The organism is Nocardioides sp. NPDC000445, assembly GCF_040300245.1.
GTDB lineage: Bacteria > Actinomycetota > Actinomycetes > Propionibacteriales > Nocardioidaceae > Nocardioides.
In genome coordinates this window covers 56,834-73,102 of record NZ_JBEPDH010000024.1, presented here as the reverse complement: position 1 = coordinate 73,102, position 16,269 = coordinate 56,834, and the positions used below count along the sequence as shown (strand labels likewise).

The window sequence follows — 16,269 nt, the reverse complement described above, 5'->3', positions numbered from 1 at the left end:
GACCGTGTCTGTTGTCGATCTTCCGGTCAACTCCGACGAACCAGTCGTCGCCGAGCGCATCCCGGGCCTGTGGAAGACGCCCATCGTCATGGCGGTGTTCACCGTGCTGGTGGCGCTGCTCGTCATCCTGGCTCCGCGCACCGGCGACTCCACCTTCAGGTGGAGCCGTGACGGTGACTGGTTCGCCATCCCCGACATCACGCTGCCGGCCAACGCCATCGTCTGGACGGCCGTGGTGCTGTGCCTGCTGTGCACGGCGTACGCCGCCTGGAACGCTCGCGCCGGCCGCAAGACTCCCCTGGTGCTGGTCGCGGCGTTCGCCGTGATCGCCGTGTCCGGGTTCCTGGCCTGGGCGGTCGCGGGCAAGACGCTGCCCGTGGTCGGTCTGCTCGCCGGCGCCCTGGCGCTGGCGGTGCCGCTGGTGTTCGGTGCGCTCGGCGGCGTACTCGGTGAGCGGGCGGGCGTCGTCAACATCGCCATCGACGGCCAGCTGCTCTTCGGCGCCTTCGGCGCCGCGATCGTCGCCTCCCTCACCGGCAGCCCGTGGGCCGGCCTGGTGTCGGCGATGGTCGCGGGGATGCTGGTCGCGCTGCTCCTGGGCCTGTTCGCGATCACCTACTGGGTCGAGCAGGTCATCGTCGGTGTCGTCCTCAACGTGCTCGTGATCGGCTTCACCAGCTTCATGTTCTCCCAGGTCCTCTCGGAGAACGCCGGGGCACTGAACAACCCGCCGCACTTCCCGCGCTTGGAGATCCCGCTGCTGTCCGGCATCCCGGTGGTCGGCCCGATCTTCTTCCGCCAGACGGTGCTGGTCTACATCATGTACGCCGCCGTCTTCCTCGTCGCATGGGCCCTCTACCGGTCCAAGTGGGGCCTGCGCGTGCGCGCGGTCGGCGAGCACCCGAAGGCGGCCGACACCGTCGGCATCAACGTGATCGCGACCCGCTACCGCACCATCGTGCTGGCCGGCGCGATCGCGGGCATCGGCGGGGCGACGTACACGCTCGTCTCGGTGCCGTCCTTCGGACGCGAGATGACCGGCGGCGCGGGCTACATCGCGCTGGCGGCGGTGATCTTCGGCAAGTGGGATCCGATCAAGGCGACGCTGGCGGCGCTGCTCTTCGGCTTCGCCTCCAACGTCGAGTCCGTGCTCTCGGTGATCGGCTCTCCGGTGCCGTCGCAGTTCATGCTGATGCTGCCGTACGTGGTGACGATCTTCGCCGTCGCCGGTCTCGTCGGGCACTCACGCGCCCCCGCCGCCGACGGCATCCCGTACCGAAAGGGCTAGCCCCGAGCTAGACCAGCGCGCGGTGGGCGGCGGCGGCCAGAACCTTGGCGCCGACGCCCACTGCGCGTTCGTCGATGCGCAGGTCGCCCTGGTGGAGGTCGTAGGTGGGGCCGCCGGGGGTGCGTACGCCGAGCCGGAACATCGAGCCGGCGACCTGCTCCTGGTACCAGCCGAAGTCCTCGCCACCGAGGCTCTGCGCGGAGACGACGGCACCCCGCTCCCCCAGAACCTCGCGGACGCTCTCCACGAGGATCTGGTGGGACTCCTCGTCGTTGCTCACCGGAGGGACACCGCGGGTGTAGTCGACGGCGGCGGTCACGCCGTAGGGGGCGATGATCTCGGCGACGACCTCGCGCACGACGTGCTCGACCTCGCTCCACGCGTCGCTGTCGAGGATCCGTACGGTTCCTCCGACCGAGCCGTGGGCGGGGATCACGTTGTGGATCTGGCCGGCGGTGACCTTGCCCCAGACCACGCTCACGCCGGCCCGGGGGTCCATCCGCCGGCTCAGGATGACCGGCAGCTCGGTGGTCACCTTGGCGAGCGCGAAGACCAGGTCGCCGGTCAGGTGCGGGCGCGAGGTGTGACCGCCGGTGCCGCTGAGGTGTACGTCGATCATGTCGGCCGCGCTGGTCAGCGCGCCGGAGCGGATCCCGACGCGGCCGACGTCCACGGTCGGGTCGCAGTGCAGCGCGAAGATCCGCTCCACGTCGTCGAGCGCGCCCAGGCTCATCAGGTGCAGCGCCCCGCCCGGCATGACCTCCTCGGCGGGCTGGAACAGCAGGCGTACGCCACCGGGCAGCGGTGACTCGCGGTGCAGGTCGGCCAGCGCGAGGCCGGCGCCGAGCAGGGCCGTGGTGTGGACGTCGTGGCCGCAGGCGTGCGCGACCCCGGGAACGGTGCTCGTCCAGATGTCGGTGGTGACGTCGTCGACGGGCAGCGCGTCCATGTCGCCGCGCAGCGCGACGATCCTCGACTCCTTGCCCCCGCCGCCCAGGTCGGCGATCAGACCCGTCGCGGACGGCCGGTCGACCTGCCAGCCCGCCTTCTCCAGTCGTTCGGCGACAAGCTCGGTGGTGCGATGCTCTTGCCAGGAGAGCTCCGGGTGCGCGTGGATGTCCCGGCGCAGGTCGATCAGCTCGGCATCGTAGGCATCGACTCGCTCGGCGAGGAAGGCAGCAGGCTCCAGCATGGTCCTGTCAGACTAATCCTTGTCGTAGGCGGCGAGGATCCTGTCCGCGGCGACGGTCGCCGGCAGCTCGCCCGAGAGCACCTCGGCGCGCACCTCGTCGCGGATCGCCTTGACGCCCGCGGAGTGCTTGAGCCGCTGGTCGAGCTCGTCGCGGACGAGCGCCCAGGTGAAGTCGAGCTGCTGCTCGGCGCGCTTGGTGCGCAGCCCGTCCTCGCCGAGGTGGGCGCGGTGAGCCATCACCTGCTCCCAGACCGAGTCGACCCCGTCGTCGTGGAGCGCCGAGGCGGTGACCACCGGTGGCGCCCACTCCTCGCGGGAGCGCACCAGCCGGAGCGCGCCGGCGAGCTCGCGGGCGGCCGCCCGGGCCTCCTGGGCGCGGTGGGGGTCGTCGGGGTCGGCCTTGTTGACCGCGATCACGTCGGAGATCTCCAGGATGCCCTTCTTGATGCCCTGCAGCTGGTCACCGGTGCGCGCGATGGTGAGGAACAGGAACGTGTCCACCATCCCCGCCACGGTCACCTCGGACTGCCCGACGCCGACGGTCTCGACCAGCACCACGTCGTAGCCGGCCGCCTCGAGCACCGCCATCGCCTGCACGGTCGCCCGGGCGACCCCGCCGAGCGTCCCGGCCGACGGGGACGGCCGGATGAAGGCGTTGGGGTCCACGGAGAGCCGCTGCATGCGCGTCTTGTCGCCCAGGACGGAGCCGCCGGTGCGTACCGACGACGGGTCGACGGCCAGCACTCCCACCTTGAGGCCGTTGGCGGTCAGCCGGCTGCCGAGCGCCTCGATGAAGGTCGACTTGCCGACCCCGGGAACGCCGGAGATCCCGACGCGCACGGTGTCCCCCGCGGGGAGCTTGGTGAGCAGCTCGCGCGCGATGTCGCGGTGCTGGGGCTTGGTCGACTCCACCAAGGTGATCGCTCGTGACACCGCCGCCCGCTTGCCGTCGCTGATGCCGTCGAGAAGGTCTTGTACGTCGGGCCCTGGCATGGCCAGCACCTTAGCCAATCGCGAACCCGGTCAGCGAGCGCGCCGTAGGACGTCGCGCACGACGCCCGGCAGCTGACCCGAACGTACGTCGTCCAGCGGCACCCACGAGACACCCATCTGCACCGCGTACCAGGCTGCGGCGGCGGCGATGATCGCCAGGCCGACGACGGCGACGACCCAGCGCTGTGACGGCGAGGACGCTGCGCGGGCGACCGGTCCGACGGTGTCACGGACCCGTTGCGAGGCGAGCCAGGCCGCGGACATGAAGACCATCGCGGCGACGTAGAGCACCGCGGTCAGCGGCAGGCCGAGGGCGAGGCAGCCGACGGCCACGGCGGCCGCGATCACGCCCGTCAGCGCGGTCAACGCCACCGTGCCGGGGACGGCGCGCACCAGGTCCCACGGTGAGCGGACGAGCGCCCATAGACCGTCGTACCACTTCCGGCCGCGCGCCTCGCGACGCTTCGAGAGATGGTCGGCAGCCAGCGAGACCGCCCGCAGCAGCCAGACTCCGAGGCCGAGCAGGGTGGCGCCCAGGAACGGGTACGCAGCCACGACCCCGGCGAGGATGGCGGCGAGCGCGACCAGGATCAGGAAGTGCATCGGCCCCGGCCAGCGCTTGAGGTTGGCGTGCTTGCTGGGTGGGCTCCAGCCAGGCTCGGGCGAGGGAGCCGGTGGCGGAGCCTGCGGGTCGAACCGGCGCACCACCACGGGCTCGGCCGGCGCGTCGGCCACGGTCACCGCGGTCGGCGGCACCTCCTCCACCTCCGTCACGGCATCGCCGGCCGCGTCCGGGTCCACCAGCGTCGGCTTCAGCCCGGCGTCCGCCGGTGCGGCGGCCAGCGGCATCGTCACCGGCAGCACCTTGGTGACCGCTTCGGCCCCCGACCACGGCACCTCGGGCTCCATCAACCACTCCCGCAGCTCCTCCAGGCCCGGCCGGTCCGCGGGATCCGTCGCCAGCGCCGCGGTCAGGACGTCCCGCATCGACCCCTCGATGCCGTCGAGGTCGTGCTGGCCGCGGCGCACGCGATCCAGGACGGCCATCGACGGACCGGTCCCGAACGGCGGCCGGCCCAGCAGCGCATAGGCCGTGGTGGCCGCCCAGGAGTGCACGTCGCTGGCCGGCGAGGAGGGCGTCCCCTCCAGGATCTCCGGCGCCAGGTATCCCGGGGTGCCGACCAGCCATCCGGTGAGGGTGATCTTGGGATCGTCGGCGACCCGGGCGAGCCCGAAGTCGATGAGCACCGGCGTACGCCCCTCCATCACCACGTTGGAGGGCTTCACGTCACGGTGCAGCACGCCGGCGTCGTGGCAGGCGGCGACGCCGCCGGCCAGGCAGCGCGCCAGCCAGAACCGGTCCTCGCCGACGACGGGTCCGTCGTCCTTGATCCGGTCGTGGAGCGTCGGCCCCGGCACGTAGCGGGTCGCGACGTAGGGAAGGTCCGCGTAGGGGTCGGCGTCGACGATCTCGGCGATCCACGGGCTGCGCACCTGCCGCAGCGACCGCACCTCGCGCTCGAGCCGGGCGCGGGTCTCCTCGTCCCCCACGACATGGGTACGCAGCACCTTCAGCGCCACCCGCTCGCCGGTCTCCTCGTGGCGGGCCAGGTGGACGACACCCATGCCGCCCTCACCGAGCTTGCTGAGGATCTCGTAGGCGCCGACCCTCATCAGCCCGTCCCCGGATGCCCGCCCGGGGCGTAGGTCCGTCACAGCTCTGAGGCTAGACGAGCCCGACGCCCCCGGCGAGGACATACTCGGAGCTACCGCTGGTCAGTGATCGAGCTGCTCCCGCAGACGACCGAGCAGGTCGATGGCGGAGTCGGCGATGACGGTGCCGGGCAGGAAGACCGCGGCGGCGCCCATCTGCTCGAGCGTGGCCACGTCGTCGGGCGGGATGACCCCGCCGATGACGATCATGATGTCCGGGCGCCCCTGCTCCTCCAGCGCCGCCTTCAGCGCGGGGAGCAGTGCGAGGTGACCGGCAGCCAGCGACGAGACCCCGACGATGTGTACGTCGGCGTCGACCGCCTGCTGCGCGACCTCCTCGGGGGTGGAGAACAGCGGGCCTACGTCGACGTCGAAGCCGAGGTCGGCGAAGGCCGAGACCACGACCTTCTGGCCACGGTCGTGGCCGTCCTGGCCCATCTTCGCGACCAGGATCCGCGGGCGGCGACCCTCGGCCTCCTCGAACTCCTTGGTCGCCTCCAGCACCTGGGTGACCTTCGAGTCACCCGACGTCGTCGCCTCGTCCCGATACACACCGGAGATGGTACGGATGACGGCCTGGTGCCGTCCCCAGGCCTTCTCCATCGCGTCGGAGATCTCGCCGACGGTCGCCTTCGCCCGGGCCGCGTCGACGGCCAGCTTGAGCAGGTTGCCGTCCAGGTTGCCGGTGCCGCTGGGCTTGCTCGTCGAGCCGGCCGCGTTGGTGATCGCCTCCAGGGCCCGGCGTACGTCCTCGTCGTTACGCTCCGCGCGCAGCCGCTCGAGCTTGGCGAGCTGCTGCTTGTAGACCTGGTCGTTGTCGACCTTGAGCACGTCGAGCGGGTCCTCGGAGGGGAGCCGGAAGGTGTTGACGCCGATCAGCTTCTGGGCACCGGAGTCGAGGCGCGCCTGGGTTCGGGCGGCCGCCTCCTCGATGCGCATCTTCGGGATGCCCTGCTCGATCGCCTTGGCCATGCCGCCGGCCGCCTCGGCCTCCTGGATGTGTGCCCAGGCGCGCTCGGCGAGGTCGTGGGTGAGCTTCTCGACGTAGTAGGAGCCGCCCCACGGGTCGATGATCTCGGTCGTGCCGCTCTCCTGCTGCAGCAGCAGCTGGGTGTTGCGGGCGATGCGGGCCGAGAAGTCGGTCGGCAGCGCGATCGCCTCGTCCAGCGCGTTCGTGTGCAGCGACTGGGTGTGGCCCTGGGTCGCGGCCATCGCCTCGATCGCGGTGCGGCCGACGTTGTTGAAGACGTCCTGGGCGGTCAGCGACCAGCCGGAGGTCTGCGAGTGGGTCCGCAGCGAGAGCGACTTGGGGTTGGACGGGTCGAACTGCGAGACCAGACGCGACCACAGCGCGCGGGCCGCGCGCATCTTGGCGACCTCCATGAAGAAGTTCATCCCGATCGCCCAGAAGAAGCTGAGCCGCGGCGCGAACGCGTCGACGTCGAGGCCCGCGGCCAGACCGGTCCGCAGGTATTCGACGCCGTCGGCCAGCGTGTAGGCGAGCTCGAGATCGGCCGTCGCCCCGGCCTCCTGCATGTGGTAGCCGGAGATCGAGATCGAGTTGAACCGGGGCATCTTCGCGGCGGTGTAGGAGAAGATGTCGCCGATGATCCGCATCGACGCCGCCGGCGGGTAGATGTAGGTGTTGCGGACCATGAACTCCTTGAGGATGTCGTTCTGGATGGTCCCGGCCAGCTTCTCGGGAGGGACACCCTGCTCCTCAGCGGCCACGATGTAGAGCGCCAGCACCGGCAGCACCGCGCCGTTCATGGTCATCGAGACCGACATCTGGTCCAGCGGGATGCCGTCGAACAGCGTCCTGGTGTCGTAGATGGAGTCGATCGCGACGCCCGCCATGCCGACGTCGCCGCGTACGCGCGGGTGGTCGGAGTCGTAGCCACGGTGGGTGGCCAGGTCGAAGGCGACGGAGAGGCCCTTCTGGCCGGCCGCCAGGTTGCGGCGGTAGAACGCGTTCGACTCCTCCGCGGTCGAGAACCCGGCGTACTGCCGGATCGTCCACGGCTGGGTCGTGTACATCGTCGGGTAGGGCCCGCGCAGGAACGGGCTCAGCCCCGGGAAGGTGTCGAGCGCGTCGAGACCCTCGAGATCCGCGGGCCCGTACGCCGGCTGGATCTCGATGCCCTCAGGGCTCAGCCAGCCCTCACCCGAGGGAGCGTCGGCGGGGTACGGCGGGGTCTCGCCCTTCAGCGGGAGGCCCTTGAAGGAGCTGGGGATGGTCATGCGAGCTTCTCCCTCGTAGCGGTCAGGAAGGCGAGCGCGTCGACGCCCATCGAGGCGGCGTCGTCCACCTCGGCGTCGACGGCGTCGGGCTTCCCGGCGATGATCACGTGTGTGGCACCGGCCTCGCGGAGGGCTGCGATCGCGGCCGCACCCCACTCGGCGTACGCCTTGTCCGAGCCGGCCAGGCAGACGACCGGCGGCGCGCCGGTATGCCCCCGAGAGATTGCGCGGTACTTCCCGGCGAGGTCCTCGGCGTCGCTGGTCGCACCCGCGACCTCGACGCCGATGCCACCGGCGGCGAGGAGGTTGGTCGCGAACGTCGCCCGGGCGGTGTGCTGGGCGACGGTGCCGAGGGTGGCGAGGAAGACCTTGGTGGTGGCGGGAGTGTCGCGCAGGGCCTCGAAGGAGGCGCCGTAGCGCACGACGCGCTCGTTGAGCGGGTCGACCGGCCGCTCCGGGAGCGTCTCGGCGAGGTTGGGGAACTCGGTGAGCCCGGTGATCGGGCGCCTACGCCGAGCGATCGCCTTCTCCCGCTCGGCGGAGACCGCGGCGATCCTGTCGCGGAAGGGCGAGAAGTCGCGTCCCTGCTCCCATTCCTCCTCGATCTGGATGAACGCCTCCCAGCCGGCCGCGGCCATGTCGGCGGTCAGCTGCTCGACGGCGAAGGAGCCACCGGCGGGGTCGGCGACGGCCGCGACGTGGGACTCGTCGATCAGCAGGTGGGACACGTTGCGGGCGATCCGTCGCCCGAACCCGTCCGGCACGCCGTTGGCGGAGTCGAACGGCAGCACGGTCACCGCGTCCGCGCCGCCGACACCGGCGGCGAAGGCCGCGACGGTGCCGCGCAGCATGTTCACGTAGGGGTCGTACTTCGACAGCATCGGTCGCGAGCTCACCGCGTGGATGCGCATCTCCACGCCCTCGGCCCCGGAGAGCTCGAGGACGCGTGCCCACAGCTGACGGGCGGCCCGCAGCTTGGCGATCGTCGGGAACTGCTCGTCGGTGGCCGCGAACCGGAACTCGATGAGGCTCGCCGCCACGGCGGGCGAGAACCCGGCTTCGGTCAGCGCACGCAGGTAGGCGACACCGACCGCGATCGACCAGCCGAGCTCCTGCACGTCGGACGCGCCGAGATCGTGCGCAGCCGTGGCGTCGACGACGATCGCGCGCACCCCGATCCCCTGGGCGAGACGGGCGAGGTCGACCAGCTCGGCGAACGCCTCGTCGGGCGCCAGCGGCAGGTCGCGCAGCAGCGCGCCCATCGGGTCGGCACCCAGGTTGGTCGCGGCGTGCAGGCCGGTGCCGCGCTCGGCGATCAGCGCGAGCAGGTTCTGGGCGACCTTGACCGCACCGATCGGCGCGTCGAGCACGACGGGCGCGAGATCGAGGAGGACCTTGTCGAGCAGCACGTGCAGGTCGGTGGTCTCGTCGGCGGCCACCCACAGTGAGGAGACCCCGCCGTCCAGGTCGACCAGCGCGGCCTCGTTGGCCGCCTTGGCGTCCAGGCCGGAGAGACCGGAGACGAGCGAGCGGATGTCCCAGGCGCCGGCGCGCGAAGGACGGGCCGCGTCGGCGAAGGACCCTCCCGGCAGGCCGAGCGGGGCGATCCGGAGTCCGTCGAGGGAGGTGCGGGTCAGCTTGTCCCAGACGAGCGAGTCGGCGTCGTCGGCGGTCAGCCGACCGCTCTTACGGAGGACGGCAGCAGTCGCCGCCTCCCACTCTGCCTGGGAATGGGCATCCGCCGGCTGGGCAAGGCGCAACGAGTCGTCGCGAGCGGCGTCGTTCATGGATCGAACCTTAGGCCGATGAAGTGGCGGTGACCACAAAGTGTGAGGTTTACAACCGCTAACTGAGACACGCCGTTAGGTTGACCGCCGTGAAGGTACGCACTCCGGGCGGACAGGTCTATCGGATCACCCGACGCTGGGTCCCGTGGCAGCGGAAGTCACGCCGCCTGAGTCTCGACGCATTGGAGATCCCTCTCGGCGCCCCTTCCGGCGACGACCCGATCAGCGCGATCCTCATGGTGCTCTGGCTCGTCATCGCGCTGCCGATCCTCGTCGTGGTCGTCGCGGTGATGCTGCTGACCGGCATCGAGCTCCTCCTCCTGCTCGCGATCCTCCCCTTCGCCGTCGGCGCCCGGGTGGTCTTCGGCCGTCACTGGACCGTCGAGGTGCGCCGCGCCTTCACCCCCATCCACGAGGAGCGCGCCGGCAGCTGGACCGCCAGCGGCGTACGCATCACCGAGCTGGCGCGAGAGATCGAGTCGGGCCGCGTCCCCGCGGACACCCTCGCCAGGCAGTCGGCCAAGCAGTCCTAGTCGCGCCACAGGCGCAGCAGCGGCAGGCCGGTGTAGACGAGCACCCATACCGGCCAGAAGAACCCCCTGCCGACGAGGTGCCAGACCAGGACGGCGATCGCGCCGCAGATCAGGAAGACCAGCAGATCGCGTACGAGACGAGGGCCCGCCCCACCCGCCGGAGCGGGCTCCTCGCCCAGGTCGTCGACCATCGCCGCGAGCTCGCCGGACCGGGCGGCACCCCACACCGCCTCCGCCCGCGCCTCCAGCTCGGGCGCGTCGATCCTCCCCGCGGCGTACGCCTCGACGAGCCGCGCCCGCGCGGCCTCGCGCTCCAGGTCACCGACCCTCGTCACAGCGCCCCCAGATCGAGCGCCCGGCCGGCTGCGTACAGGTCCTTCGGGCAGGTCGAGGCGGCGCACTCGTCGTAGCGAGAAGCCAGCCTGGCGAGCGCCTTCACGGTCTCCGCGACGGCCGGGTCCGCGGCGAGGTTGTGCTGCTCATAGGGGTCCGAGGAGCGGTCGTAGACCTCGACCTGGCCGGTGTGCAGGCGGGCGTAGGTCCAGGAGCCGACCCGGACGCCGGACCACAGCTGCCGGCTCCCGTCGGTCACCCGCCAGCCGCCGATCGGGATCGCGCGTACCTGCTCGGGCGCGCTCAGCCACGGCATGATGTCGATCCCGTCCGGTGCCCGAGGTGGCCGGGCCCCGGCCGCCGCCAGCAGGGTCGCGGCGAGATCCGGGTTGGTGACCGGGGTCCGTACCGTCCGGCCGCGCGGCACCCCGGGGCCGCTCATCAGCACCGGGATCCGGAGCGACTCGTCGTAGTGCCACAGCTTGCCGTTGAGGTTGTGGTAGCCGTTCGAGAAGCCGTTGTCGGAGGTGAACACGACCAGCGTCCGCTTCAGCTCACCGCTCTTCCTCAGCCCACCCAGAAGCGAGGCGATGTTGCGATCCAGGCTGCGGATCGCCTCGAGACGGCGCTGGTAGGCGATCCGGAGGGCGTCCTTCTTCCGCGGGTTGAACTTCCCGCGCCCGGGCGAGCCCTTCGCATAGCCGGAGGTGTCCTCGGGAAAGAGGTTCGGCCGCGCCGGGATCTGGACGTTGTCGTAGAACCCGCGGTCCTGGGCGTCGGGCACGGTCACCGACAGCGCGGCGTCGGTGCCCGGGTAGATCTTCTTCGGATCGTCGGCCCCCGAGGGCCCGCCGTGGTGCGGCGCCACGTAGTTGACCCAGGCGAACCAGGGCTTCCCGCTCGCGCGCTCGGCCGCGATCCCAGCCTTCGCGTGCTCGGTGATGACGGTCGAGGAGTAGCCCTTGGACTTGATGATCTCGCCGTTGACGTTGAACTTCGGCGAGCGGAAGTTGTACGTCGACGGGTCGACGGTCGCGCGCCACTGGTCCCAGCCGGGCGGCACGTCGCCGCGGGTCGCGCCCTCCCCGTAGCCGTTGAGGTACTTCCCCGCCAGCACCGTCGAGTAGCCCGCGTCCTGCAGCGACGTCGCGACCGTCGAGGAGTCGTCGAAGGCCTGATACCCGCCGTACGGCCCCTCGATCGTGCGAGCGCCGTGGTTGTGGGCGTACTGCCCGGTCAGCAGCGAGGCCCGCGCCGGCACGCAGATCGGCGTCGGCGCGATCCCGTCGGAGAAGGAGACGCCGGTCCGCTCGAGCAGCTTCCGCACCCGGGGCAGGTAGTCCATATCGAGTGCGGAGAGGTCGTCGACCGTGACCATCAGCAGGTTCGGCCTCTCGGCGGGCCGCTCCAGAGCAGGCGTACGCGTAGGGCCGGCCGCCACGGCGGCCGGCTCGTGCACCAGGCCGGTCACCGCGAGGGCGCTCATCGCAGCCGTCGCCACAGCAGCGCGCTTGCGACGCGTGAACAGGTTGACGACCGGCATGACCAAACACTCCCAAGTAAGACGAGTTGTTTAGTCTACTTCAACCCCTATCGGCGAAGAGCTGGTGACCAGCGAGAAGGACACCACGCCGGGGAGGTAGCGGTCGTCGCTGAACTCGAAGGTGCGGCCGTCGGCGAACCGCGCGGTGCGGACGACCCGCAGGAGCGGGCTGCCACGCCGTACGCCGAGCAGGCGGCCGTCCATGGCCGAGGCCGCGATCGCCTCGATCCGGTGCTCGGCGTGCCCGAGCGGGACGCCGAGCGCCTCCTCCACGACTTGGACGATCGAGGGAGCATCGGCCGGTAGGGACTCGATGACCCCGGCGAGCCAGCCGGGAAACACCGTGTGCTCGACCATGGCGGGCGACCCGTCGAGCGAGCGGACGCGCACCACCCGCAGCACCGGGCTTCCCGGCCGCTCGCCGAGCTCGCGCGCTTCCACGGTCGTCGCGCGACCACGCGCCACGTCGACGAACCGGCCTCCTGGTCTCAGGCCGGAGGCGACGGCCCACTGGGCGAAGGAGCGCACCCCGAGACTCTGCAGCCGCGTAGCGACGTGCGCGTACCAGCGCTGGCCGTGCAGCGAGACCAGCCGAGTGTCGTTCTCCAGCCGCGCGAGCGCCCGTTCCACGGTGCCGCGGGCGACCCCGAACTCCCGCGCCAGGCAGGAAACCGTCGGAAGCGGCCTGCCGGCCGGGTACTCGCCGGCCCGGATCCGCGCCTCCAGCGTGGCGGCGACGGCCTGGTAGCGACGCGACGACCTCCAAGCCGTGCCGGCGGACCGCTCGGGCACCGGGCCCACCTCCCGCACCTCCAGCATCAGCTCACCCGAGCCCGAGGACTCGCTGGACGAACCAGAAGAGTCCGACGACCACCACCGCTGCGGCAGCGACGATGCCGAGCCACCAGCCGATCCGTGGCTGTCGGCGCCGCAGGACCAGGAGCATCGGGAAGACCAGCGCGATGATCGCCAGCTGCACGGCCTCGATGCCCAGGTTGAAGACGAGCAGCGAGCCCAGCAACCGCCACGAGAACGGCTCGTCGATCCCGAGCGCACCCGCGAAGCCCAGGCCGTGGATCAGGCCGAACCCGAAGACCACGGCGAGCCGAGCCCGCTCCCCCGACATCCGCGACATCCTCGACACCCCCGAAGTCGCCGCCGCAAGCCCGGTGGACGTCTGCACGGGTGTCGCCACCGCGACGGCACCCCCGCCCGCCGGGGCGGCCTGGTCAGGGGAGAGACCGACGCCGCCCACCGGACGGCCGAGCGACGCCGAACCAGAGCCAGGACGTCGATCGCGCCACGAACCCCACACATGCCAAGCCGCGACCGCCGCGATCGACAGCGCGATCACGGGTTCGACGATCGCGGCCGGGACCGAGACGAGGCCGAGGCTCGCGAGGATGAAGGTCACCGAGTGGGCCGCGGTGAACGCGGTCGCGGCGAGCAGGATGTCCCGCGGACGGCGGGAGCCGACGATGAGCGCGACGAGGAAGAGGAGGTGGTCGAGCCCGAAGAGCAGGTGCTCGGCGCCCAGGACGAAGAAGTCGAGCAGGCTGGCCGGCGACGACTCGTCCGTGGAGTAGGTCGGATCCTCGGCGGAGAGGAGCGCGCTGCCCGAGGCGTCCGACAACGAGTAGTCGAGGATCGTCTCGGTGCTGCCCACGAACCCCTCCGACTCGGGGAACAGCTCGCTGGAGATCTCGTACGCGACATCGCCCGAGGCCGGGCAGGTGTAGTCGACCGCCACCACCAGGTGGGGAACCCCGTCGCGCTCGCTCGCGCGGAGCCCGTCGGTCGCAGCGGGCGTGCAGGGCCGGCCCTCGACGGCGATGCCGAACCTGTCACCAAGGTAGCCGAGCACGGCGTCCAGGTGCTCCTCGATCAGCCCGACGTCCGCCCCGGAGGTCCGGAAGGCGGCCTTGGCCCGGCTCTCCAGCTCCGGGTCGGCCTCGGCCTTCGCCACCGACCTGACGAGGAGGACGTACTCCATCTCGAGCTCGGCCCGGACCACGCCGTCGGGACGCTGGGTCAGCTCGGCATGGACCGTGGACGTGAAGCCGTGAGCCGAGGCCGGGACGGCCAGCAGGAGCGGCGCCAGCATCGCGAGCGCCGCGGCGAGGAAGCAGCGGATACGGAAGGAAACGGTCATGAGGATCCTCGATCGAGACGGGAGGGCAGGGCTCGCCCGGCAGGCGCCGGGCGAGCCCTGACCGGGTTCAGCTGATCGGCTCGGTGTCGAGTCGAACGTGGTCGATCGCCCAGTACCAGTCGTTCATCGCGTTGAAGAGCCGGAAGTTGACCTTCATGGAGGTCGCGCCGGCCGGTACGTCGACGGGGAGGTTGACCGTCTTGTTCCCCTGGCTGAGGTCGGGGGTGTTGGCCGGAGTCCAGTGGACCAGCTGCACCTTCTGACCGGTGTCGAACTCGACGGTGACCTCGGCCTCCTGCGGCTCCTCCTCGCGGTAGTGGTTGTCCCACGCGAGGTGGAGACGCGAGGCGCCCGCAGGGATCGGCGCGCTGGGCGTGGTGAGCGTCGAGTCGAAGCGGCCGCGACTCTCCGGGTCGTTGACGTCGTCCCACTCGTCGGGGTCGGCCACGGCCACGACGTTGCGGCCCAGGGTGAAGCCGCTGCGGTCCTGGTCGTCACCGTTCTGCCAGAACGCCTTGGTCATCAGCGACCAGCCGTTCATCTCCTTGGTGCCGGTGGGCATGTCCGCGGCGTTGGTGATCGTCCAGCCCGCCGGTGTCGTCTTGGTCCAGCCGAGGACGTTCGCGTTCGCCGGCATGTTGTGCTCCACGCCGTACTGGAGCTGGCCGGCCACCGACTCGAAGTCCTGGTAGATGAGGTAGTCGGCCGGGTCGACCGGAGGCGGCGGCGGAGCGGTCTTGAAGGTGGTCGAGATCGACCCACCCGCCTTGCCCCAGGTGTTGTACGGGGTCACCCGCACCTCGTACTCCGTGTCGCCCTTCAGCCCCTGGATGGCGTGGCCGCGCGAGGCCGGCAGCGGGAGGATGTAGAAGCCCGACCACTGCTTGAAGTCGGCGACGCTCGCGCCGGTGGCCTTGTCGATGACCTGGTAGCGGTAGAGGTGGACGATGTCCTGTACGTCGTTGGCCGCCGGCTTCGCCTGCGGGAAGGAGACCTGCGCGGTCTCCTCCTTGATGTCCGACACGGTCACGGCCGACCCGGCGGGCCACTTGGGCCCGGCGGTCTTCGCGGCACGGCGGTCGGTGTAGGGGAAGTTGCGCTGCGGGTTCTTGACCGCTTGCTCGACGTCCCACGTCCAGGTCTGGTCGATCCACTCACCGGCCTGCAGGTCGTAGTTCTTCACCTTGACGACGCTGCCTTTGACCTCGACGACCGAGGTCTGTGCGTTGTCGCCCGCGTCGTTCGGAGTCGTGTCGTTGTCGACGCCGCTCTCCATCTCGAAGTAGGCCAGCGGCGGGGCGTTGACGGTCGTGAAGCCGCCGTCCTGCCAGATCGAGGTCGAGATGTTGTTGGGCGTGTGGATGTGCCCGCCCCAGACGACCGCCTGGGGGAAGTTGTCGAAGACCGACTTGAAGGTGTCGCCGCAGCCCTCCGACAGGCCGGCTCCGTACCACTCGTTCGAGACGTAGTGCGTGCACCTGAGGGGGTGGTGCACGAGGACGAACACCGGGCGGTCCGGGTGCTCGGCGGTGTCGGCGGCCAGACGGGTGTGGAGCCAGTCGCGCGCGTAGGCGTAGTTGCCGGTGCTGCCCTGGGTCGGCCGGCCGGTCTCCTCGTCGAGCTCGCCGGCACCGGGCGAGACCGTGATGAAGTGGTAGCCGTTGATCAGATAGTCGGCGTTGGGCCGCTGCCCGCCGGTCGACTGGGTGAAGAGGTCGTAGCCCGTCATGCCCGAGCCGACGTCGTGGTTGCCCAGGGCGGCCACCAGGGAGATGTCGTCCTTGCCGTCAGCGTTCTCGTCGAGGCGACGGTCCAGCACCTCCTTCAGGCCGGCGTACTCGCCTGCGGTGGCGTTGTTCGTCAGGTCGCCGACGAACAGCGTCGCGTCGAGGTTCTCGGCGTGGTAGAGGTCGAACGCCTTGTCCAGGTCACCCCACTCGTTGTGGATGTCGCCGATCGAGCCGAAGGTCACCTGCGGCTGGTTGTCGTTGGCGGTGCGACGCTCAGCGGCAGCGCGGGCCTCCTCGACCTCGTTGGAGTTCCCGGCGACGACCTGGAACTCCTCGAAGTCGACGGTGCCGTTCTCACCGACGGCCGAGTAGCTGATCCGGTAGTCGCCGGCGGTCTGCGGGGTGAACTCGTAGACCGGTTCCTTCGCGGATCCGGTCGGGGAGATCTCCGCGGTGACGCCGTCGGGCGAGGTCACCGACACCACGTAGTCGCCGGTCCGGAACGTGCTGCCCTTCTCGGTCGGGACGGGCTCCGGGATGCGGAAGCTCTCACCGACCGCGGCCTTGGACTCGGGGGCGTCCTGCAGTCGCACCTGCTCCGCGAGCAGCGCGAAGGCGGGGCCATCGGCCTCGGCCCGCTCCTGGGCGACGACGGTGCCGCCGCCCGCGATCGCAACAGTCACGAGGCCGCCGGCAACAAGGCGCGCACCCCACGATCGTCTGATGGGAATCATCGGTCTCCTCGTCTCGGTCACGGTGCTCGG

The 16,269-nt window shown here is 70.9% G+C and carries 12 protein-coding genes; 2 read left to right on the top strand and 10 right to left on the bottom strand.

The features are described 5' to 3' along the window. The first annotated feature begins 4 nt into the window (after positions 1-4). Positions 5-1,288: an ABC transporter permease gene (locus tag ABT304_RS26350; RefSeq protein WP_350719748.1), complete on the top strand. Its 1,284-nt coding sequence runs from the start codon at positions 5-7 to the stop codon at positions 1,286-1,288. A 7-nt stretch (positions 1,289-1,295) separates the two neighbouring features. Here the strand turns inward: ABT304_RS26350 and ABT304_RS26345 are convergent, their stop codons facing one another. Genes ABT304_RS26345 through ABT304_RS26325 form a run of 5 tightly spaced genes read right to left on the bottom strand, consistent with a single transcriptional unit; the run spans position 1,296 to position 9,214 of the window. Further along, positions 1,296-2,480: an amidohydrolase gene (locus tag ABT304_RS26345; RefSeq protein WP_350719746.1), complete on the bottom strand. Its 1,185-nt coding sequence runs from the start codon at positions 2,478-2,480 to the stop codon at positions 1,296-1,298. Positions 2,481-2,492: 12 nt separating this feature from the next. Further along, positions 2,493-3,491, bottom strand: a complete 999-nt coding sequence (meaB, locus tag ABT304_RS26340) for a methylmalonyl Co-A mutase-associated GTPase MeaB (RefSeq protein ID WP_457165465.1) — start codon at positions 3,489-3,491, stop codon at positions 2,493-2,495. A gap of 12 nt (positions 3,492-3,503) precedes the next feature. Then, on the bottom strand, positions 3,504-5,189 hold the full coding sequence (locus ABT304_RS26335; protein WP_350719742.1) for a serine/threonine protein kinase: 1,686 nt from the start codon (positions 5,187-5,189) through the stop codon (positions 3,504-3,506). A 60-nt stretch (positions 5,190-5,249) separates the two neighbouring features. Then, positions 5,250-7,427, bottom strand: a complete 2,178-nt coding sequence (gene scpA, locus ABT304_RS26330) for a methylmalonyl-CoA mutase (RefSeq protein WP_350719740.1) — start codon at positions 7,425-7,427, stop codon at positions 5,250-5,252. Then, complete coding sequence (locus tag ABT304_RS26325; protein WP_350719738.1) at positions 7,424-9,214, bottom strand: methylmalonyl-CoA mutase family protein; 1,791 nt, start codon at positions 9,212-9,214, stop codon at positions 7,424-7,426. Before ABT304_RS26325 ends, scpA begins: the two co-directional genes overlap by 4 nt. Before the next feature lie 89 nt (positions 9,215-9,303). Here ABT304_RS26325 and ABT304_RS26320 point away from each other — a divergent pair, with 89 nt between their 5' ends. After that, positions 9,304-9,747 (top strand): hypothetical protein, encoded by a 444-nt coding sequence (locus ABT304_RS26320; RefSeq protein WP_350719736.1) that lies wholly within the window; start codon positions 9,304-9,306, stop codon positions 9,745-9,747. Here ABT304_RS26320 and ABT304_RS26315 read toward each other — a convergent pair. The 5 genes from ABT304_RS26315 to ABT304_RS26295 all read right to left on the bottom strand — a co-directional run bounded on the left by ABT304_RS26315 (position 9,744) and on the right by ABT304_RS26295 (position 16,188). Then, a complete protein-coding gene (locus ABT304_RS26315; RefSeq protein WP_350719734.1) occupies positions 9,744-10,082 on the bottom strand; it encodes a DUF1707 SHOCT-like domain-containing protein in 339 nt (112 codons plus the stop codon). The genes ABT304_RS26320 and ABT304_RS26315 overlap by 4 nt on opposite strands. Further along, entirely contained in the window at positions 10,079-11,623 is a 1,545-nt protein-coding gene (locus tag ABT304_RS26310; RefSeq protein ID WP_350719732.1) for a sulfatase-like hydrolase/transferase, read from the bottom strand. The genes ABT304_RS26315 and ABT304_RS26310 overlap by 4 nt, the downstream gene beginning before the upstream one ends. A gap of 30 nt (positions 11,624-11,653) precedes the next feature. Beyond that, positions 11,654-12,442 (bottom strand): GntR family transcriptional regulator, encoded by a 789-nt coding sequence (locus tag ABT304_RS26305; RefSeq protein WP_350719730.1) that lies wholly within the window; start codon positions 12,440-12,442, stop codon positions 11,654-11,656. A gap of 4 nt (positions 12,443-12,446) precedes the next feature. Further along, positions 12,447-13,775 carry a HupE/UreJ family protein gene (locus ABT304_RS26300; RefSeq protein WP_350719728.1) on the bottom strand — a complete coding sequence of 443 codons (1,329 nt, stop codon included), beginning with the start codon at positions 13,773-13,775 and terminating at the stop codon, positions 12,447-12,449. Between the two features lie 67 nt (positions 13,776-13,842). Beyond that, positions 13,843-16,188: a hypothetical protein gene (locus ABT304_RS26295; protein WP_350719727.1), complete on the bottom strand. Its 2,346-nt coding sequence runs from the start codon at positions 16,186-16,188 to the stop codon at positions 13,843-13,845. Positions 16,189-16,269: the final 81 nt, after the last annotated feature.

Excerpts from the sequence above, each read along its gene's own strand:
- ABT304_RS26300 (WP_350719728.1), bottom strand. The coding sequence starts at position 13,775 with ATGACCGTTTCCTTCCGTATCCGCTGCTTCCTCGCCGCGGCGCTCGCG.
- scpA (WP_350719740.1), bottom strand. The coding sequence starts at position 7,427 with ATGACCATCCCCAGCTCCTTCAAGGGCCTCCCGCTGAAGGGCGAGACC.
- ABT304_RS26310 (WP_350719732.1), bottom strand. The coding sequence starts at position 11,623 with ATGCCGGTCGTCAACCTGTTCACGCGTCGCAAGCGCGCTGCTGTGGCG.
- ABT304_RS26305 (WP_350719730.1), bottom strand. The coding sequence starts at position 12,442 with ATGCTGGAGGTGCGGGAGGTGGGCCCGGTGCCCGAGCGGTCCGCCGGC.
- ABT304_RS26325 (WP_350719738.1), bottom strand. The coding sequence starts at position 9,214 with ATGAACGACGCCGCTCGCGACGACTCGTTGCGCCTTGCCCAGCCGGCG.
- ABT304_RS26345 (WP_350719746.1), bottom strand. The coding sequence starts at position 2,480 with ATGCTGGAGCCTGCTGCCTTCCTCGCCGAGCGAGTCGATGCCTACGAT.